Genomic DNA, 20,891 nt, shown 5'->3' on the forward strand with positions numbered 1-20,891 from the left:
ACGGGATCGCATGCTTTCAATCGAAGACACTAAAACTAAGTGGGAGTTTTTCCAGAAACACCACTGGGTATCTCCAGAATTTTCCCGCACTCCCGTCCTCGAGTCGTGGGAGCGTTGCATAAAGCAATGCAGCCCTTATACCTGGTCAAAACCACATATTGCCTCTGGTTTTACCTTCTCATCTCTGATGAAACGCAACGAGCACCTCATCGAATGCGCCACTACCGTACTTGAAGACACTTACGATATGCTAGGAGACGAAGACCTGCTATTGATGGTGACTGATGGCAACGGCTGTATTCTCTCCACCGTCGGGCACGACTCTATGCGACAAGAGATGCAAGCACTCGGTATTAAACAAGGCTGCTTTCTGTCTGAAGGGAAAATTGGCACAAATGCAGTCAATCTCTGTATCAACACTCACATCCCATGTGAAGTTTTTGCTGCAGAACATTTCAATCGCCACTTGCACTCTTATGCCTCTGTAGCGGCGCCTGTTTTCGACCAATTTGGCAAATTACGCGGTACAACATGCCTTTTCAAAAAAACGGAAAGCTATAAGAAAGAAGACTTAGTCATCATCGCGTCGAGCGCGAAAGAAGTCAGTTTGCAAATCCACATTCAGTCGGAACAAGAAAACATGAACCGCCTTACTTGTGCGCACAACGCAACGTTAGAATGCATGGATGACGGCCTTCTGGCCTGGGATGAAGAAAGCCGTATAACCATGGTAAATCACCAGTCCGAGCGTTTGTTAAACATTGAAGCCAGTCAGGTCTTGGATAAAGAAGTCTTTGCTGTTTTACGCTTCCCGCCAAATGTCCTCAATAGTATTGAGTCGGGTGCAAGCATCAACCGAAAACTCACAACGGTAGAGGTTCGTGGCGAGTTTGTTGAGGCGATCATCACCTTGCGTCCACTCAACGACGGCACACACTTATTGTTCTTGCACCCTATCGATAAAATTCGCGAACTTGCTCAACAACAAATAGGTGGCAGTGCGCGCTATACGTTCAGCACTTTGCCTGTCATTTCACGAAAAATGAAGCATGTCATTACCGTTGCAAAACGGGCCATAAAGTCCAAATCACCGATTCTAATTACAGGTGAAGAAGGTGTAGGAAAAGCCACTCTCGCCATGGCGATCCATAACGAAAGCACTTACAAAGAAGGGCCGTTCATTACGCTCAACTGCCGCTCCATCAATACAGAGCAACTGGTCAAAGAAACCCTAGGCTACGACGAAGGGCAAGGCATGCCTTCTAAGTTTGAACTCGCCCATGGCGGTACGCTCTTTTTAGAGAAGGTGGAATATCTGTCGCCCGATTTACAAGCCGTGTTACTTAAGTTGTTAAAAACTGGGCTCGTCAGCCGCAGCGACAGTTTGCGATTGATCCCCGTAGACTTTCAACTTATTACGAGCACCGCTTCAGAGATCAGCGAGTATGTCACTCAGCGCTCATTTGGTCGGCAACTTTATTATGAAATCTCCTCGAACGAGCTGCATATTCCGCCACTACGAAAGCGTAAAGAAGACATTGAATTTCTCGTCCAGCAGCTTATCAGCCATTATGAACGCCGCCACAATGTGACGATCTCGATAGAGCCAGTCGCACTGGAAGCGTTGATGAATTTTCGTTGGTCAGGCAACAACTCTGAATTAAGAAACCGAACTGAGCGAATTTTGCTGAACCGCAGTTCCAACTTAATCAAGCTGAACGATATTCCTGAAGACATTAAACTGAATTCTCGCCATACCGCAGAAAATACGCCAGTAATCACGTTAGAAGAAGCCGAGAGAAGAGCTATCGTTCAGGCTTGGAATCAGTGTGATGGCAAAATGCATGATATGGCGAAAGCATTGCAAATTGGCCGCACGACCTTATGGAGAAAAATTAATAAGTTTGGGCTGCAGGAGCAAATGAAGCTGTATTAAGCCAAGAAGTGGCGTTCCTATAACAAAAGTAAGACCGGCGTAAGCACGCCGGTATAGATGTACTAACGACAAGATGTCGATTAAACATCAACAGACAACTGACGAATCTGCGCTTTTAGTCCCGGTAGCAGACTCGAACTGGCGCTGAATTTTCGCAACCCCACGCGAAGCAATGTTTCTGTGGCATTTGGATCGCCAGCCATCTCACCACACATACTAACCGGTATGCCCGCGCGATCGCCTGCTGCACACGTGAGCTCAATGGCTTTTAGTACCGATGGTTCAAAGTAGTTCACCAATTCAGCAACAGCAGCGTTACCTCGATCGGCGGCCATAACATATTGAGTCAAATCATTGGTGCCGATAGAGAAAAAGTCGACTTCTTGGGCTAACGCATCAGCATTTAATACCGCGGCTGGCACCTCAATCATAATACCAACGGGCAAATGAGTCGCATCCAAGCCGAGTTGGTTTGCTTGATGCGCCAACAGCGCTTTTACTTTTCTCACTTCTTCAACCTGAGCCACCATCGGTATCATCAATTGAATATTCGGTTGCTCGTGAAAGGCTCTCAGAATGGCTCGAAGTTGAGCGGTAAACAATGACTCATGTTGAAGGCACAACCGCACCCCTCTCAAACCTAAAAATGGATTATCTTCTGCTGGCATAGGATAAGCGGCTAAAGGCTTATCACCGCCAACATCTAGACTACGAATCGTAAGTGGCTTATCACCAAGTGCGGCAGCAATATCACGATACACTTGGTATTGCGCTTCCTCAGTCGGCAACTCATCACTGTTTTGAAATAGAAACTCAGTCCGGAATAGACCAACGCCCTCAGCTCCTGATGTTAGTGCATCATCAATATCTTTCGGTCCACCAATATTGGCGAATACTGGAATATGGACACGATCACAGGTGACTGCGACTTGCTGAGCACTCGCTAGTGCACTCTGTCGGGAGTTTTGCCACTCAATTTGCTGAGCTTCTAATTCCTGCTGTACGGCATCTGAAGGAGAGAACCATAAATGCCCTCGGAAGCCATCAATAGTCACCACTTGACCAGCACGCACAGCATCAAGGCAGCCCTGAGCTTTAACGATGGCAGGAATACCCATCGCACGAGCAAGAATCGCACTGTGAGAGGTTTTCCCTCCCTCACTCAAACAGATACCAAGCACTTTCGATTTATCAAGCCCAGCCACATCAGAAGGCATCAGGTCGCGGCCCAACAAAATACTCGGTTCCTGAATGTCGATGGCATTAGGCGTTACGCCTGTCATTTCGACCATAACTTGGCGTGCGATATCATGGACATCTGCTTCGCGTTCCCGCATGTACTGACTTTCTGCCTGGCGAAATTCTTCGGCCAACCTTTGCAGTGATTCTACCCAAGCTTGCTCGGCTATCATGCCCGTTTGAATTCGCGACTCGACCGATGCCCATAATTCTGGGTCACTGAGCATCATGCTATGAGCAGCAAATATTTCCCCTTTCGGCTGCTTCGCTTGCTCCTGCAAATGTTGAACAACCACGCCTATCGCACGCTTAACCCGTTCAATTTCATCTTGTTCACTTTGGAAATCACGTTCAGGCACAGCTGGCATTTCATGAGTAAAAAGGACAGCAGGAGCAGTAGCGATACCGTCATTGACTCGAATACCAACAACAGCACCTTCAATCTGACTTGAGGCCATGCCATCGAGCAGAGTATCCGAGCTTTCTTCAGGTTCGACAATGCCTTGCTCAACCGCCTCTTTTTCTCCGAAGTGCTCATAAGCTAAGGCTTCAAATGCCTTGATTGCTTCACTGGATTGAGAGCCGAGTGCGCACAGCGTGATCGTCTCTTGACTACGAACGCCAAGTTTCGCAATGCTGTTTAAGCTTTTCGCGTTCACACGGCGCTCGCCTTTTTTCAACCATAATTGGCAGTCAAAAGGCGCGAGTGCACCAACAATGGCCGCAGCGGGACGAGCATGTAATCCATGCGGATTTTGCACCACCCAATCAAATGTCCGTTCTTGCTCAAAGTTCTCTGATACTGGCGCTATCTCAGCGGATGTTAGTGGCTGATCACCAAGGTGCTCTTGTTTTACGCTTAACGCATTCTGTGCCTCTTCGACTACCGTCGATAAAGGCAGTCCGGCGGCGGCAGCCACCGACGCCGCCATGGTTCCTTCAACAATAGGTGCCGAGATAAGGGTGACATTTTCCCTCACATGATCATCAATCAGATCCAGAGCCATTTCCGTGCTAAGCAACGCGCTGCCAAGATCCATCAACACAACAACCCCTTGTTGATCTTGTGCCTGCTCAATCGCTTCCATCACGGCAATGGCATCGGTTCCGATCGGGTTCTCTGGATCATCAATCCCAGCAGCAATCGCAAGCTTGGCTTTGCCTTGCGTCATTTGGGTGGCAAGTTCTGCCACCCCTTCGGCAAGTCGACGACTATGAGATACAACTACAATTCCCACCATCTTAATTACCTGCTATTGCCTGCTGTAGTGCTTTAATCATTAACAAAGAAGAGGTTGCACCGGGATCTTGGTGACCAATACTACGTTCCCCCAGATAGCTTGCTCGCCCTTTTTTCGCCAACATTTCAATCGTGGCAACCGCGTTCGTTTCTGCTAGCTCAACCATTTCATTCAGTAAGTGATCGGCGCTCATGCCATTTTCTAACGACGCCTTCACGCTAACTAAAACGGGTAACCAAACATCACACATGGTTTTATCACCCAGCTCTGCTTTACCACGAGACACCACGCCATCCACACCGCTTTTTAGTGCATCCACTAACTCTTCAAACGTTAATTGCTCTCGAGTTCCGACAGCGGCAGCCGTACGAATAAACAGCGTGCCATACAGCGGGCCACTTGCCCCACCGACACTAGAAAGCAAGGTCATACCCGTATTCTTGAGAATGCTGCCGATATTTTGGTCCGCAAATTGCGGCAGTTTTTCAGCAACTTTTTTAAAGCCACGGTTCATATTGAGACCGTGGTCGGCGTCACCAATATCACGATCAAGGTCGGTCAGAAAATCTTGATTCTCTTGATACGTTTTTGCACATAACTCTAGCCAGTGAACGATATGTTGTTTTTCAATTTGCATGTTTGCTCTCCCCTGTTACCACTTGATCGCGGCCGTATCGACAGGAGCATCAAACAGCTCCAACATCTCTTTGTCTGCCTTTAGCAACGTAATCGAAACGCCTTCCATATCGAGTGACGTACAGAAGTTACCAACCATATTACGCACGATACGGAACCCTGCTTGCTCGCAGTTATGAGCCAGACGACGGTACACTCCGTAAAGCTCTGAAGTTGGCGTACCACCCATACCATTCACCATCACGATGTAGTCGTGTTCAGCGGCGAAAGGCTCAATGCTGGATTCCACTTCATCCCATTCACCTTCGTCACGATTCCAAATACGCAATGTGCGCTGATAAGGTGTGTTTTCAGCAACTTCAGCAAACATTTCATCCACTAACGTATCGACATCGGTGTATTTCACTCGCTTGATACCTGGTTCACCATGGATACCAACACCAAACTCCACTTCATCATCTTCCAGAACAAAAGATGGTTTACCTGCTGCGGGTACAACACAAGCATTAAGCGCCACGCCAAATGAACGACAGTGGTTATTAACGCGACGAGCCAGTGCTTCACATTGCTCCAACGAATAACCTTTGCTCGCGGCAGCCCCAACTAACTTTTCAACCAATACCGTTCCAGCGACGCCACGGCGACCAGCGGTATACAGGCTGTCTTTAACTGCAACATCATCATCCACCAACACCGACCCAACTTTGATACCATCGGTATGAAGGAGCTCCACGGCCGTTTCAAAGTTCAACACATCACCAGTGTAGTTTTTAATGATAAACAGCACGCCCTCACCGGTATTCACTTGGTTGCCACATTCGTACATTTGATCAGGCGTAGGTGAAGTAAATACCTCTCCTGGGCAGGCGCCTGTCAGCATGCCTTTACCAATAAAACCAGCGTGCAAAGGTTCATGACCACAGCCACCACCAGAAACCAGTGCCACTTGCCCCGGTGTTTCCTCGTGCCACATGTAACGAGGTTCGTAGTTCGCTTTTAGCTCAGAGCGGGACAATGCCAGGCCTTCCATTTGCTGCAATACAACATCATCAACTTGGTTAATTAATTTTTTCATCGTTCTATCTCATTCCATTTATATTTTTATGTAGGGTATGAATTCATCTTAAACAGAGAAAAAGCGTGCTCAACAAAAATCAATCCGTTTCATATTGAAACGAAATCTTCGGCATTTTTGTTTCAATATGAAACGTAAAACGACAAATTTTCCTGAATAGTGATCGTCGCCATAAAGCATGCTGATGCTTATTACTTCTGACAGTCGGTTTGACACAGAGGTCATAAAAGCATGGAACAAAACCAGAGATATCCTTCACCACTTACCACACCAAACCTAATATAAACCTTATCCCTACAATGGATATTCATTGCAGTCCAAAACACACATAAAAAAGGTTAAAGGTTTGAATTATGGACAAAATTATTATCAGCCCAAGCAAATACGTCCAAGGTGAACAAGTACTTACATCTATCGCTCACTATGTGAAAACATTGGGTGAACGTCCGTTAGTAATTGCCGATGAGTTCGTGACTAACCTGGTTGGTGATGACGTCAAGCAAAGTTTTGCTGACGAAAAGCTTCCACTCACTATGAACATTTTTGGTGGCGAATGTTCGCGCGTTGAGATTGAACGCATCACGGACATTTGTGCCACTCAGAAACACGATGTCATTGTCGGTATTGGTGGTGGTAAAACGTTAGATACAGCAAAGGCTGTTGCGTTTTACACCAAAATTCCTGTCGTGGTGGTTCCTACGATTGCCTCGACTGATGCGCCAACCTCAGCGCTTGCGGTGATATACACACCTGAAGGTGAATTTGCAGAATATTTGATGATCCCTAAAAACCCAGACATGGTCATCATGGATACGTCAGTCATCGCCAAAGCCCCTGTTCGCTTACTTGTATCGGGGATGGGCGACGCGCTTTCCACCTACTTTGAAGCTCGTGCCAACATGACTTCTGGTAAGGCAACAATGGCTGGTGGGTTAGCGACGCGTTCAGCACAAGCGCTTGCGAAACTTTGCTATGAAACCTTGCTTGAAGATGGTGTAAAAGCAAAAGCTGCGGTAGAAAATGGTGTGAGCACCAAAGCGGTAGAAAACATTATTGAAGCCAATACATACCTAAGCGGTATCGGTTTTGAAAGCAGTGGTCTAGCGGGTGCTCACGCTATTCATAACGGCCTAACTAAGCTTGAAGAGTGTCATCATCTCTATCATGGTGAGAAAGTCGCGTTCGGCACACTTGTTCAGCTGGTACTAGAAAACGCAGCGATGGAAGAGATTAATACGGTTCTTGCATTCTGCCGCTCTGTAGGTCTACCAACCAACTTATTTGATATGGGCGTTAAAGAGCTTAACCACGCTAAGTTGCGCGAGGTCGCCGAAGCCTCAACGGCCGAGGGAGAAACCATCCACAATATGCCATTCCCAGTGACGGCAGAAAATGTCTACTCTGCAATTCTAACCGCTCACCAGTTGGGTCAATAACTCCCCCCCCTTAAAGTGGGCTTAAATAAAAAAGCGGCACATACTCTCGCATGTGCCGCTCAGGATTTTTGCTGTTAAGCGTAATTACTCAACCGTCACCGCTTTCGCTAGGTTACGTGGTTGGTCTACGTCCGTACCTTTGATCAGTGCTACGTAGTAAGACAGCAACTGCATAGGGATGGTGTAGTAGATCGCCGCCGTGATTTCACTAACGTGAGGCATCGTGATGATCTTCATTGTCTCATCGCCTTCGAAGCCTGCATCTGCATCTGCGAATACGTATAGAAGGCCGCCACGCGCACGCACTTCTTCAACGTTTGATTTTAGCTTTTCAAGTAGGTCGTTGCTTGGTGCAACCACAACAACTGGCATGTCAGCATCAATTAGAGCCAGAGGACCGTGTTTTAGTTCACCCGCCGCGTACGCTTCTGCGTGGATGTAAGAGATCTCTTTCAGTTTTAGAGACGCTTCCATCGCGATTGGGTAGAACTCGCCACGGCCTAGGAACAATGTGTGGTGCTTGTCTGCAAAATCCGTTGCTAGTGCTTCAATTTCTTTCTCGAAAGAAAGTGCCGCGTTTATTTGCTTAGGAAGTGCATGCAGCGCTTCAACAATCTCTTTTTCTTTCTCTTTGCTGATGCGGCCTTGCTCTTTACCTAGTGCCGTTACCAGCATAAGTAGTGCAGAAAGTTGAGTCGTGAACGCTTTGGTTGAAGCCACACCGATTTCAACACCAGCGCGAGTCATGAACGCAAAATCTGATTCACGAACCAGAGAAGAGCCAGCTACGTTACAAATGGTCATCGCTGCCATGTAACCTTTCTCTTTTGCTAGGCGAAGTGCTGCTAGCGTATCAGCGGTTTCACCAGACTGAGACAACGTGATCAATAGGCTGTTTGGGCGAGTCACAAACTTGCGGTAACGGAATTCAGACGCAATTTCTACATCACAGCTAACACCTGCAATGTCTTCAAACCAGTAACGTGCCGTCATACCTGCGTTGTAAGACGTACCACACGCCACGATTTGTACGTGTTCTACTTTGCTTAGAATGTCTGCCGCGTGCACACCGATCGCGTCTGTCACAACAGAATCTGACGTGATACGACCTTCCATTGTGTTGATCAACGCTTTAGGTTGCTCATAGATTTCTTTTTGCATGAAGTGACGGTATTGGCCTTTATCACCTGCATCATGCTCTGCATTAGATTCAACAATTTCACGCTCAACTAGCTCACCCGTTGCATCAAACACAGTGACTTCACGGCGAGTAATTTCTGCTACGTCACCTTCTTCTAGGTACATGAAACGGCGCGTAACGTTAAGTAATGCAAGTTGGTCAGACGCTAGGAAGTTTTCACCTACACCAAAACCGATCACGATCGGGCTGCCTGAACGCGCTACTACGATGCGTGAAGGATCTTTGCTATCCAACGCTACCGTGCCGTATGCGCCTTCAAGTTGTTTTGCTGTTTTTTGTACCGCTTCTAATAGCGTTTCTGAAGTACGAAGTTCCCACTCAACCATGTGTGCGATAACTTCTGTATCCGTTTGCGATTCAAACACATAGCCACGAGATTGAAGCAACTCACGCAGCTCTTCATGGTTTTCGATGATGCCGTTATGTACCACTGCGATATCACCAGACATGTGTGGGTGAGCATTGATTTCAGAAGGTTCACCGTGCGTCGCCCAACGAGTGTGCGCAATGCCAGTTCCGCCGATCACTTTTGCTTCTTCTACTGCATCAGCCAATTCTTGTACTTTACCCAAGCGACGAACGCGCGTTAGGTTTGATTCGCCATCAACAACCGCAACGCCAGCAGAGTCGTAACCGCGGTACTCTAAGCGGCGTAGACCTTCAACCAAAATTTCTGCAACATCTCGTTGTGCTACTGCACCTACGATTCCACACATGTGTTTATCTCCGTTTGTAGTTTTGTTCTTCCCTAGCCATGATTTCAAATAGAGGCAGCAAGCAAAGGCCTTTATCCAGAGGGAAGTAAAATATGAAACTGATTACATTATTAGGCGCAAATGACTTTCACGCCATGTTGTTCAATCTGTACTTTATGCTCTGCTTGGATATCTGCATCGGTCACCAACACATCAACTTGATGCCAAGCGAGCTCTAAGTTTGGGATCTTACGGCCGATTTTTTCGGACTCGATCATTACGATCACTTCACGTGACGCTTCTGCCATTACCTTACTTAAGCCAACCAACTCATTAAATGTCGTGGTTCCACGCTCGAGATCGATGCCATCCGCACCGATGAATAGTTGGTCAAAGTCGTAAGCTCGTAATACAGATTCGGCCACTTTGCCTTGAAAGGACTCTGAGTGCGTATCCCAAGTACCGCCAGTCATCAGCAGTGTCGGTTCGCTCTCTAATTCATTTAGGGCGTTAGCAACATGCAACGAGTTGGTCATGACCACTAAGCCACGTTTGTCATTCAACTGTTGAATCAGCGCGGCAGTCGTGCTGCCACTGTCGATCACGATGCGATTATGATCGCGAATCAATGATGCTGCTGCTTTTGCTAAGCTTAACTTTCGAGTCGAAACATTAGCGCCCAATTCTTCGTGAATGACTTCCTTTGGGATAGCAATCGCACCGCCATAGCGGCGTAGAAGTTGGCCGTTTTTCTCTAAAGAAGCTAAATCCTTTCTAATCGTGACCTCTGAGGTTTCGAATTTCTGAGCAAGTTCATCAACGCTGACTTCTCCTAGTTCAGAAACCAAGTTAGAAATGGCGTGTCTTCTTAATTGAGTGTTTCGTTTCGACATTTAAGTTTTGATTTTAAGTTTCGATGTGAAACTTATTATAGTCAAACCGAAACTTTTAAGTCCATTTATTTCGATCCAAAAAATTAATATTTCTCGATAAAACCTTGTCCTAAGACAATTCTTAAACAGTGATATTGGATTCATTCAGTGGTAGAATTCGCCACCGAAAAGAAAAAAAATTACAGAATTGAAGGCTATTTTTTTGCAACTTTCTGCATATAAAGTGGGATTAGTCACAAAAAGGTAACCAAAATCGCCGATCTTTTAGTCATAAAATGACTAAACTTGGTGAAAGACTTTCAGAATCTGAAGTTCTAATAATGAGACGAAAAATCGGTGGGTGACAGGTACTAAATGTCATCAAAAACGTCCTGACTTCAGAGTAAATAACCGACTTTCAAATTGTAACTATACTTACCGGAGAGTATCTTCCATGAAAAAGACCAAAATCGTATGTACGATTGGCCCTAAAACAGAATCTGTAGAGAAGCTAACTGAACTAGTTAACGCAGGCATGAACGTAATGCGCCTTAACTTCTCTCACGGTGACTACGAAGAACACGGCACTCGTATCGCGAACTTCCGTAAAGTAATGGAAGCTACTGGCAAACCACTAGCAATTCTTCTAGATACTAAAGGTCCAGAAATCCGCACTATCAAGCTAGAAGGCGGTAACGATGTTGATCTAGTAGCAGGTCAAGAATTCACTTTCACAACTGACACTTCAGTTGTAGGTAACAAAGATAAAGTTGCAGTAACTTACGCTGGTTTCGCAGCAGACCTAAACGTAGGTAACACTATCCTAGTAGACGACGGTCTAATCGAGATGGAAGTTATCTCTAAGACTGAAACTGAAGTTAAATGTAAAGTTCTTAACAACGGTGCACTAGGCGAAAACAAAGGTGTTAACCTTCCTGGCGTTTCTGTAAACCTACCTGCACTATCTGAAAAAGATAAGAACGACCTTAAATTTGGTTGTGAGCAAGGCGTTGACTTCGTAGCAGCTTCTTTCATCCGTAAAGCGTCTGACGTTCAAGAAATCCGTGAAGTACTTGCTGCAAACGGCGGCGAGAACATCCACATCATCTCTAAGATCGAAAACCAAGAAGGTGTTGATAACTTCGACGAGATCCTAGAGCTTTCTGACGGCATCATGGTTGCACGTGGTGACCTAGGTGTTGAAATCCCAGCTGAAGAAGTAATCTTCGCTCAGAAAATGATGATCGAGAAATGTAACCGTGCACGTAAGATGGTTATCACAGCAACTCAAATGCTTGATTCTATGATCAACAACCCACGTCCTACTCGTGCGGAAGCAGGCGACGTTGCTAACGCGGTAATGGACGGTACTGACGCAGTAATGCTTTCTGGTGAAACGGCGAAAGGTAAATACCCTGTTGAAGCGGTAACTATCATGGCTCAAATCGCGAACCGTACTGACTCAGCGCTAAAAGCTGAACTAGGTTCTCGTCTAGACAGCCCACGCCTACGTATCACTGAAGCAGTATGTAAAGGTGCAGTAGACACAGCTGAGAAACTAGCTGCTCCACTTATCGTTGTTGCAACTGAAGGTGGTAAGTCTGCACGTTCAGTACGTAAGTACTTCCCAACTGCAAACATCCTAGCGCTAACAACTAACAAGAAAACTGCTGCACAGCTAGTTCTAACTAAAGGTGTTACTCCAGTAGTTGTTGATTCAATCGAAAGCACTGACGCATTCTACGTAGCGGGTAAAGAACTTGCTCTAGAATCAGGTCTAGGTAACAAAGGCGATATCGTTGTTATGGTTTCTGGCGCTCTAGTTGCTTCAGGTACTACGAACACAGCTTCTGTACACGTACTATAAGACTGAACTTTTAACACTTCAGTTTCTTGAGAAGGAGGGCTTATGCCCTCCTTTTTTATATGGCTTTCTTGCTCTCATAATAGGCTAATTGTATTATTTACCTCTATCAGAATTTCGTACTGTTTAATTTTATCGTCACGATTAAAGTTTCTATGAGGTGTATGTGTCTAGTCCCACTCTTACCGACAAAGTATTAAGAATGATCCGTCAGGATATTCTCGATGGCGAGCTTAAACCAGGTCAAAAACTCGTGGTTGCCGAACTCAAAGAGAAGTACAACGTAGGAGCGTCACCCATTCGAGAAGCATTGGTGCAATTATCTTGGAGCAAATACGTCAAACTCGAGCCGCAAAAAGGCTGCTGGGTTGCACCTGTATGTAAAGATGAGTTACATGACTTGTACGAAAGCCTGCAAATGGTCTCCGCATGCTTACTCAGTAAGGCAATTATGATTGGCGATGAAAAATGGGAACTGGATGTACTAACTGCTTATCACAAGTTATCCCGAGTAAAACCTGGCGAAAGCTTTTGTTGGAGGGAATGGGAAGAGCGCCAAAATCAGTTTCTTACTGCGCTGTTTGAAGGTGCTGGCTCTGTCAATATGTTTGGTTTTTTCCACGATCTACTCACGCAAATTAAACGCTACCAATACTTCGCGATGCAGATTTTAGGCACAGGGAACCCTGGGCACTGTAATCTCGATGAGCAAGAAATACTGATGAAGGCATCGCTAGACAAAAAGAGTCAGGATGCTTTAGGTTATCTAGAGCGTTATTTGAGACAGTCAATACAGTGTATCGAAGCCGCCATCGACAACCAATGTCGCATACTGGCTAGCGAATAACGCTGAGACTAAAAAGCGGGGGTCTATCCCCGTTTTTTCGTTTTTGTAAAAGCACTAAGCAATATCATCATAACTATGACATAGCGATACGCAGTTACGCCCTGCACTTTTTGACTCATACAAAGCAATATCAGCACATTTATACGTTCTTGTACGATCAGAGGTTAAATCACTATACCCAGCACTGACAGTAATGCCTCTATCACTACGCATTTGAACCGCGACACGTAGCCTGTTCAATACAATTTCAGCCTCTTCTAGTGTTGTATGCGGCATAATCACTGCAAATTCCTCACCACCGACACGAGATACAAAGTCTGTGCTGCGGACTTCTTCTAGGAGGGTTTCTGCGACACTACAAATCACCTTGTCTCCTTCGTCGTGGCCAAGCTCGTCATTAATACGTTTAAAGTGGTCAATATCAAACAACGCCAAACAAGCAGGAGGGCTATCAGGATAGCGTTCAATAATCCCCGCATATTGCGCCAATTGCTCTTCAAATTTTCGGCGGTTCCACAACCCCGTCAAGCCATCTTTTTCGCTTAGGTTTCGTAATTTTTCTTCTAACTCTTTTTGCCCAGAGATATCCACCAGCGACGTAATGTAATAACTCACTTTACCTGATTTGGTTAAATTCGCCTGAATACGCATTATTGCGGTAAAGACTTGATTAAACTTAGTTCGACAACGAATCTCCCCTTCCCATACGTGTTCACTCTTCAGTATTTTCCAGATACTCAGGTTTGCTTCGAGATCTTCAGGTAAGAGAATTAAATGATGTGCACTCCAACCTTGGGCATGCTTGGTTGAGTAACCCATCATGTTTTCAAACTCTTGATTAACCATGATGATTCTATGTGAAGCATCCGAGATCATCACCGCAGTCATACCATCAAGAGCAGCTCGAGCCAACTTCGATTCCATACTATGACGCCGATAATGCAGAGCAAGGGCTGCCGTCGGCAAAGTGAAGCCGAGCACCAAACTTAGAACAAAAAACGCTTCTTGGATTAAGTCATCAATGTCCCTCTGAGCTCGGGATAATAACTGCTCATTGGTAAGATCAATAACCAGATGAAGAGGTTCGCTAGAAACAAACTGGATGGTGCGATACGCGACCAAATTCGAACCATTGTAAGCATAGCCCGAATCTTTTGAATTTAAACTACGCCAAATGTTTGGGTACATCCGGCCAAAATTAAATTGAGAGCGAGCGGGAATTATATGGCCATACAAACGAGCTGATTTAGGGCTATCAATGTAAAATCCGTCACTCTTAATCAGCTCAATATGGAAATCAAGCACTGACGAATAGTTGAGTCGAGAGGATAAATAGTCAATATCAACATTAAGCACAAGATACCCTTCGCGCTTTCCGTTAAGCGAAATAGGCATCAAAATACGCAGTGACGGACTATAGGGATAGACTAACTCGCCATACTCTCGTTCTAAACCTATCCCCCACGAAGCGATTTCGCCATCGTCTAAGTTCTTAGCGAATTGAAAGTAATCTCGCTCTGACTTATTTTGCAATTTGATCGCGGGCAACGCAGCGCCTGTTTCAATATCATAATTAATCCTCACTTTTTCTCGACCAGAAACATCAAGAAAGCGAATTTGCTTATACAACTTTTGATTGATTGCGACCGAGATCCACATGTCTTCTAAGATGGAACGGTTCACCCGGTTAGGTTGGCGCAGATATTCATACAGACTTTGGCTGTGACCAAGTAGGTCACTGATCGTTTCGATTTGATCCTGAATATTGCTGTATTCACGGCCAGTATAGGCCAATTGATGTAACGCTTCTTGAGCGGTGTTCTCAACATTGTTTTCTAACAACGTCAGATATTTCTGATAGTAGTAAGCGGCAGTGAGTGCACTAAAAAATAGTGCTGTCGCCAATAAGGTGCCGACTCGCTTAGGTACTTTCACACGTCTAATGCCTATCATGCTTACTAAAACGACAATTATATCATTAATTGTTATTTTCTAAACAAAAAAGCCACTTAGATTAAGTGGCTTTTCTATATGCAATCAGAGAGTTAAGGTTTGAGGGCTCGCTCTCCTCGCGCAATGCCAACGACACCACTACGAGCAACTTCGACAACTTCGGTCACTTCGGATATCGCTTGAATGAAGGCATCTAGCTTTTCACTCGTACCCGCAAGTTGTACGGTGTATTGTGAAGCCGTGACATCCACGATCTGGCCACGAAAGATGTCTGCCGTCCGCTTCACTTCTGCTCGCGCAAAACCACTGGCTTTCACTTTCACCATCATCAGTTCACGCTCAATGTGCTCATACTCGGTGACTTCTTGCACTTTCAGCACATCGATCAATTTGTGTAACTGCTTCTGAATTTGTTCCAACTGCATCTCATCAGATGTCGTGGTAATGTTCATTCGCGACAGGGTTTCATCATCAGTCGGTGATACCGTCAAAGATTCAATGTTGTAACCACGTTGAGAGAACAAACCAACAACACGAGACAACGCACCCGGTTGGTTTTCCAATAGCAATGAAATAATGTGTCTCATATTAAGTTCTCTCCGTTTTGCTTAGCCACATTTTATCCATACCCTCACCTTTGATTTGCATCGGGTATACGTGTTCGGTTTCGTCTACGTTGATGTCCACAAACACCAGACGATCTTTCATATCCAACGCTTTTTGTAGCCCTTCTTCGAGCTGATCAGGCGTTTCGATACGAATACCGACGTGACCATAAGCTTCTGCAATCGCTGCAAAGTCAGGAACAGAACTCATGTAAGAATTAGAGTGACGTCCTTGATAAATAATGTCTTGCCACTGTTTTACCATGCCTAAGAATCGGTTGTTCAGGTTGATGATCTTCACTGGAATGTCGTATTGCATGGCTGTCGACAATTCTTGAATATTCATCTGAATACTGCCGTCACCAGTCACAACCACGACCTCTTCTTGTGGCATGGCAAACTTCACGCCCATGCCAGCCGGAAGACCAAATCCCATGGTGCCAAGACCACCAGAGTTTATCCAACGGCGCGGCTTATTGAATGGGTAGTACAGCGCCGCAAACATCTGATGCTGGCCCACATCAGACGCCACATATGCGTCGCCATTAGTTAGCTTGTGCAGCGTTTCAATTACTTGCTGTGGCTTGATTCGTTCTGGAGACGTTTCATAAGACAAGCAGTTGCGGTCACGCCATACTTGAATGTCATCCCACCATGCGGTGATAGCATCTTGATCATTTCCACTACCTTGCTCTGCAAGCAGCCCGAGCATGGTTGTCAGCACTTTTTCCGCAGAACCTACGATCGGCAAATCCACTTTCACGTTTTTCGAGATCGATGACGGATCGATATCAATATGCATCACTTTTGCGTTTGGGCAGTACTTTTCAAGGTTGTTGGTTGTACGGTCATCAAAACGCACACCGATACCAAAAATAAGATCCGCTTCATGCATTGCCATATTAGCTTCGTAAGTGCCGTGCATACCCAACATGCCCAGTGAGTTTTTATGTGTACCCGGGAATGCCCCCAAGCCCATCAAAGTACTCACTACTGGTAGGTTCAGTTTGTCGGAAAGCTCTAAAATATGTTCATGGGCGCCAGAAATCACCGCACCACCACCGATATAAAGCACTGGTTTTTTCGCTTCTAATAGCGATTTAAGCGCTTTTTTAATCTGGCCTTTATGGCCCGAAGTTGTCGGCTTGTAAGAACGCATTGAAAGCGTTTCTGGATATTGATAAGGCAGTTTGATTTGCGGGTTCATCACATCTTTTGGCAAATCAATCACAACTGGACCAGGTCGACCCGTAGTCGCGATATAAAACGCTTTTTTGATTGTTTCAGGAATATCTTCCGCTTTTTTTACTAAAAAGCTGTGTTTGACCACTGGGCGGGAGACACCGACGATGTCACACTCTTGGAAAGCATCATTACCAATTAGGCTATTCGGTACGTTACCCGAGATAACGATCATTGGGATAGAGTCCATATAAGCCGTGGCAATACCAGTAATGGTATTGGTCGCGCCCGGCCCCGAGCACACAAGTACGACACCCGGTTTACCGGTAGCTCGAGCGTAACCATCTGCCATATGAGTGGCGGCTTGCTCATGCCTTACAAGTACGTGTTTGATTTGATCGGTTTTGGCATGCAGTGCATCGTAGATATCCAAAACAGAGCCACCTGGGTAGCCAAAGATCTGCTCTACGTGCTCTTCTATCAGAGATTGAACCACCATCTCTGCGCCTGACAACATTGCTGTCATAATTGCTCTCCTTAGCCAGTTTCCTCACCGTAAGGTCAACGGATTGGTCTGGTTTTACATAGTCTAGGTCTTATTCGTAGCCTAATCGAAATACTTCCACGTTTTCGGCTATGTCTTGCGTTCGTCATAACATCCCGCAAGGTTACCCAACAAATGTAACGTTTTATTATCAAAGGGTCTAATGAGAGATTGGTCTACTTTTTAAACAAGATACTAGTAATTAGAATGTTAGTAGGAATAGCAGCCACACATCTCCTATTTCACAGTACAACCTAAAAAATTAACGCTTAAAAAAAGAACATTATTTCATAAGCTTTTAGCTACAGGGTGCGAAATAGCGTTATTTGACGAGCAGAACAGAAAAAATCAATACAAACAAAAATCCCCAGCAATGCGCGATCACATCACTGGGGATTTTTTCATCAATATAAAATCTAAGTCAGCTTAAGTTACTTTTTATCCGACTTTTCCTTATACATTTCTTCAATTTCATCTTGGTATTTGTCATTGATGACTTTACGACGAAGTTTTTGAGTTGGCGTTAACTCACCATCATCCATAGAGAAAGCTCTTGGTAACAGTTTAAACTTCTTTACTTGTTCAAACTTTGCCAACTCTTTTTGAAGATCGTTCACACGCTTCTCAAGCATTTCGACCACCTGGTGGTGCTTAATCAACTCAACGCGATCGTGATATTTGATATTCAGCTCTTTCGCGTACTCTTCTAGCGAGTCATAACAAGGCACGATAAGCGCAGAAACAAACTTACGAGTATCCGCAATGACTGCGATTTGCTCGATGAAGTGGTCTTTACCAATCGCACCTTCAATCATTTGTGGAGCGATGTATTTACCACCTGAAGTTTTCATCAACTCTTTGATACGGTCGGTGATGAACAAGTTGCCATTTTCATCAATGTAACCAGCGTCGCCCGTTTTTAGGAAACCGTGCTCATCAAAGGTCTTTTCCGTCTCTTCTGGCATTTTGTAATAGCCACGCATCACCATTGGACCACGAACCAGAATCTCGTTGTTTTCGCCAATCTTAACCTGTGCGCCAGGCATCGACATACCAATAGAGTCGGGGTTAAAACATTTATCATCCCAACACGATACTGTCGCCGTGGTTTCAGTCATGCCGTAGCCCAACTTAACGTTGATACCAATCGCATGGAAGAATCGACCGATGGTTTCATCCAACTTTGCACCGCCACAAGGCATAAAGTTGATTTGCCCGCCAAGTAGCGCACGCAGTTTGCTCAGAACCAACTTATCCGCCAAAGCGTATGACTTACGCAGCAAGAGCGATGGCTGACGTTTTTCTTGATGACAAGCGGCCATTTTTGCGCCCATGTTGACTGCCCAAGTAAACATGATCTTACGATGAATCGGCGCGCGAGACACTTTCTCGTGAATCGCAGAGAAGATCTTTTCATAGAAACGCGGTACGGCACACATCACGGTAGGTCGCACCTGGCTCAGTGCATCACGTACTTGCATGGTGTCTTGCAAATAGCAGTTGGTCGCCCCTTTGTACAATACATAAAAGGTCCAAGCGCGCTCAAATACGTGTGACAACGGAAGGAAGCATAATGACACGTCACTTTGAGAAAGGCTCAAGCGCTGATCGTGCCCTTCCAATTGCGCCGCAATGTTTGCGTAGTCCAACATAGCGCCTTTTGGCTGGCCTGTTGTACCCGAGGTGTAGATCAGCGTGAGTAGATCATCTTCTTTTGCCTGATCTAAACGCGCGTCCAATTCAACTTGATATGTAGTGTCGCCTTTGGCAACAAATGCTTGCCAAGAGATAACGAAATCATGATCGCCAAGTTCCACATCATCAGACATCGCAACAATGAGCTCTAACTGTTCGCACTGGTCGAAAATGCTCACTGCTGCATCAAGTTGAGGCTGTTCACCAACAAACAGAACTTTGACGTCTGCATTGTTAATGATGTACGCCGACTGGGCGGCAGTATTGGTTGGGTAAATAGGTACTGTCACGCTGCGTAATTGCAGTGCTGCGATATCAGCAATCGTCCATTGCGGCATGTTGTTCGAGAAAATGCCGATCTTATCTTGGACTCCTAATCCCTGAGCCAAAAGTGCAAGTGATAAAGCATCAACTTGCTGACCAAATTGCGTCCACGTAATACCTTGCCACTCCTCACCCACTTTATGCTTGAGTGCAACGCGTGTACCACCGTTCGCAATTTGTTCACGAATACGTTTAACGATATGAAAATCTAACTTGGCCATTCTTTTACTTACCTTTTGGCTTACAGGCGTAAGCTAATTGAGCGAACAAGTGTACTCACGGCTTGCTAAAACGCAACTGACCAGTATCAAACTTATCACTAATAAGAGACAACTATCACTTATACGTCGCGAACGTACCTCAAATTGCTGAATGATTACTCTATTTAACTTACTGTTTCGATTGTTGATTACGAAAACAAAAAGCCCCGAGAGACAAAAATCGCTCGGGGACCAATGAATTGTAAAAATTGATGATTACCAATATGGTCTAATCGAGAAGACCAAACGTCATCTTATTTTGCGGCAACGACTTCACCACAAGTGATCATCAGTTGATCGCGTAGCCAAATGTGGCCTTTATCTTTTTCACTTGATTCATGCCAGCTTAAGAATCCGCTGATTTCTTTGTTCGCAAATGGGAAATCAAGAATTTGCAGTTGATCGCTGTTTACCGCATTTTCCGCCATCCAACGTGGTGCAATAGTCACAAGCTCAGATTGACCCACCACGTATAGTAGGTTGCTTAAACTAGAACCTTCATACGCCGCTTGGCAATCCAGTTCACGGTACGCTTGCTCTGAGAAACTACGTTGGCCATGCACTTTCGATAACTTCGCATGCTTTTCGTTAAGCAGTTGCTCAGCCGTCACACCACCTTGAATGCGTGGGTGGGTTTTTGATGCGATAACCACTAATTCATCTTTGAAGATTTCAGTACTTGAGAAACCTTGCTCATCAAAACGAGCGTAGTCGATCACGAAATCAATTTCTTGGTAGCGCATACGCTCAGACAACAAACGGTCAAATTCTGCATCTAGATGAAGCTGAACGTTTGGTGCTTGTTGATTCACTTTTGCCATGATCTTCGGAGCAAAACGCATGTCACAAGGGCTGCAAATCGCAAGCTTGAATAAGCGAGTCGAAGATTCTGGTTGGAATACAGAGCTAGGAAGTTCATTGCGAATCAGCTGTAGTGCTTGGCGAATAGGGCCAAACAGTTGACGAGCTCGTTGCGTAGGCTGAATACCACGGCCTTGGCGCATGAATAGCTCGTCGTTAAACATCACTTTTAAGCGTGCCACGGCGTTACTTACTGCCGGTTGAGACATGCCTAGGTTATGTGCTGCACGAGTAATATTTTGCTCTTGCATTACAGCATCAAATACAGTCAGTAGGTTTAAATCTACACCACGCAAAGTGCTTTCCATACGGTAGCTAGCAATTGCGCTCATCGCGTCTTTCTTCTCTAACATTGAGTGCGCCTCTTTTGTAATCGTCAACTTTGTTCATTAAATTCATAACGAATAGAATCCCATCTCGCACAA

14 protein-coding genes are annotated in these 20,891 nt (G+C 45.3%); 4 read left to right on the forward strand and 10 right to left on the reverse strand.

Annotated features, from left to right (window positions below):
• Positions 1-10: 10 nt before the first annotated feature.
• Positions 11-1,936, forward strand: a complete 1,926-nt coding sequence (gene dhaR / locus R7Q11_RS09040; RefSeq protein ID WP_054576652.1) for a dihydroxyacetone kinase operon transcriptional regulator DhaR — start codon at positions 11-13, stop codon at positions 1,934-1,936.
• Positions 1,937-2,016: 80 nt separating this feature from the next.
• On the opposite strand, the gene ptsP is transcribed toward dhaR, so the two are convergent.
• From ptsP to dhaK, 3 genes are read right to left on the reverse strand one after another with little or no spacing between them, the layout of a single operon-like run.
• Complete coding sequence (ptsP, locus tag R7Q11_RS09045; protein WP_225466386.1) at positions 2,017-4,416, reverse strand: phosphoenolpyruvate--protein phosphotransferase; 2,400 nt, start codon at positions 4,414-4,416, stop codon at positions 2,017-2,019.
• Between the two features lies 1 nt (position 4,417).
• Entirely contained in the window at positions 4,418-5,053 is a 636-nt protein-coding gene (gene dhaL, locus R7Q11_RS09050) for a dihydroxyacetone kinase subunit DhaL (protein WP_005379705.1), read from the reverse strand.
• 15 nt (positions 5,054-5,068) lie between these two features.
• Entirely contained in the window at positions 5,069-6,127 is a 1,059-nt protein-coding gene (gene dhaK, locus R7Q11_RS09055; protein WP_138938979.1) for a dihydroxyacetone kinase subunit DhaK, read from the reverse strand.
• Between the two features lie 353 nt (positions 6,128-6,480).
• On the opposite strand from dhaK, the gene R7Q11_RS09060 reads away from it, so the two are divergent.
• A complete protein-coding gene (locus R7Q11_RS09060) occupies positions 6,481-7,563 on the forward strand; it encodes a glycerol dehydrogenase (RefSeq protein WP_005379703.1) in 1,083 nt (360 codons plus the stop codon).
• An 84-nt stretch (positions 7,564-7,647) separates the two neighbouring features.
• On the opposite strand, the gene glmS is transcribed toward R7Q11_RS09060, so the two are convergent.
• Positions 7,648-9,480 carry a glutamine--fructose-6-phosphate transaminase (isomerizing) gene (gene glmS, locus R7Q11_RS09065; RefSeq protein ID WP_017820261.1) on the reverse strand — a complete coding sequence of 611 codons (1,833 nt, stop codon included), beginning with the start codon at positions 9,478-9,480 and terminating at the stop codon, positions 7,648-7,650.
• 110 nt (positions 9,481-9,590) lie between these two features.
• A complete protein-coding gene (locus tag R7Q11_RS09070) occupies positions 9,591-10,352 on the reverse strand; it encodes a DeoR/GlpR family DNA-binding transcription regulator (RefSeq protein ID WP_005379701.1) in 762 nt (253 codons plus the stop codon).
• 433 nt (positions 10,353-10,785) lie between these two features.
• On the opposite strand from R7Q11_RS09070, the gene pykF reads away from it, so the two are divergent.
• Together pykF and R7Q11_RS09080 are read left to right on the forward strand one after the other, a co-directional pair.
• Positions 10,786-12,198 carry a pyruvate kinase PykF gene (gene pykF / locus R7Q11_RS09075; protein ID WP_005392243.1) on the forward strand — a complete coding sequence of 471 codons (1,413 nt, stop codon included), beginning with the start codon at positions 10,786-10,788 and terminating at the stop codon, positions 12,196-12,198.
• 157 nt (positions 12,199-12,355) lie between these two features.
• The gene (locus tag R7Q11_RS09080; RefSeq protein WP_081248147.1) at positions 12,356-13,042 is read left to right on the forward strand and encodes a GntR family transcriptional regulator; all 687 of its coding nucleotides are present in this window, start codon (positions 12,356-12,358) and stop codon (positions 13,040-13,042) included.
• 54 nt (positions 13,043-13,096) lie between these two features.
• Here the strand turns inward: R7Q11_RS09080 and R7Q11_RS09085 are convergent, their stop codons facing one another.
• From R7Q11_RS09085 to calR, 5 genes are all read right to left on the reverse strand, one after another.
• A complete protein-coding gene (locus R7Q11_RS09085) occupies positions 13,097-14,977 on the reverse strand; it encodes a diguanylate cyclase (protein WP_053349687.1) in 1,881 nt (626 codons plus the stop codon).
• A 110-nt stretch (positions 14,978-15,087) separates the two neighbouring features.
• Positions 15,088-15,582 carry an acetolactate synthase small subunit gene (ilvN, locus tag R7Q11_RS09090; protein WP_005379697.1) on the reverse strand — a complete coding sequence of 165 codons (495 nt, stop codon included), beginning with the start codon at positions 15,580-15,582 and terminating at the stop codon, positions 15,088-15,090.
• A 1-nt stretch (position 15,583) separates the two neighbouring features.
• On the reverse strand, positions 15,584-17,308 hold the full coding sequence (locus R7Q11_RS09095) for an acetolactate synthase 3 large subunit (RefSeq protein WP_005379695.1): 1,725 nt from the start codon (positions 17,306-17,308) through the stop codon (positions 15,584-15,586).
• A 449-nt stretch (positions 17,309-17,757) separates the two neighbouring features.
• The gene (locus R7Q11_RS09100; protein ID WP_225466387.1) at positions 17,758-19,566 is read right to left on the reverse strand and encodes an AMP-dependent synthetase/ligase; all 1,809 of its coding nucleotides are present in this window, start codon (positions 19,564-19,566) and stop codon (positions 17,758-17,760) included.
• A 293-nt stretch (positions 19,567-19,859) separates the two neighbouring features.
• Entirely contained in the window at positions 19,860-20,819 is a 960-nt protein-coding gene (gene calR, locus R7Q11_RS09105; RefSeq protein ID WP_005379693.1) for a LysR family transcriptional regulator CalR, read from the reverse strand.
• Between the last annotated feature and the right edge of the window lie 72 nt (positions 20,820-20,891).

Source organism: Vibrio sp. 970 (genome assembly GCF_033339075.1).

Excerpts from the sequence above, each read along its gene's own strand:
- dhaR (WP_054576652.1), top strand. The coding sequence starts at position 11 with ATGCTTTCAATCGAAGACACTAAAACTAAGTGGGAGTTTTTCCAGAAA.
- ptsP (WP_225466386.1), bottom strand. The coding sequence starts at position 4,416 with ATGGTGGGAATTGTAGTTGTATCTCATAGTCGTCGACTTGCCGAAGGG.
- dhaL (WP_005379705.1), bottom strand. The coding sequence starts at position 5,053 with ATGCAAATTGAAAAACAACATATCGTTCACTGGCTAGAGTTATGTGCA.
- dhaK (WP_138938979.1), bottom strand. The coding sequence starts at position 6,127 with ATGAAAAAATTAATTAACCAAGTTGATGATGTTGTATTGCAGCAAATG.
- R7Q11_RS09060 (WP_005379703.1), top strand. The coding sequence starts at position 6,481 with ATGGACAAAATTATTATCAGCCCAAGCAAATACGTCCAAGGTGAACAA.
- glmS (WP_017820261.1), bottom strand. The coding sequence starts at position 9,480 with ATGTGTGGAATCGTAGGTGCAGTAGCACAACGAGATGTTGCAGAAATT.
- R7Q11_RS09070 (WP_005379701.1), bottom strand. The coding sequence starts at position 10,352 with ATGTCGAAACGAAACACTCAATTAAGAAGACACGCCATTTCTAACTTG.
- pykF (WP_005392243.1), top strand. The coding sequence starts at position 10,786 with ATGAAAAAGACCAAAATCGTATGTACGATTGGCCCTAAAACAGAATCT.
- ilvN (WP_005379697.1), bottom strand. The coding sequence starts at position 15,582 with ATGAGACACATTATTTCATTGCTATTGGAAAACCAACCGGGTGCGTTG.
- R7Q11_RS09095 (WP_005379695.1), bottom strand. The coding sequence starts at position 17,308 with ATGACAGCAATGTTGTCAGGCGCAGAGATGGTGGTTCAATCTCTGATA.
- R7Q11_RS09100 (WP_225466387.1), bottom strand. The coding sequence starts at position 19,566 with ATGGCCAAGTTAGATTTTCATATCGTTAAACGTATTCGTGAACAAATT.
- calR (WP_005379693.1), bottom strand. The coding sequence starts at position 20,819 with ATGTTAGAGAAGAAAGACGCGATGAGCGCAATTGCTAGCTACCGTATG.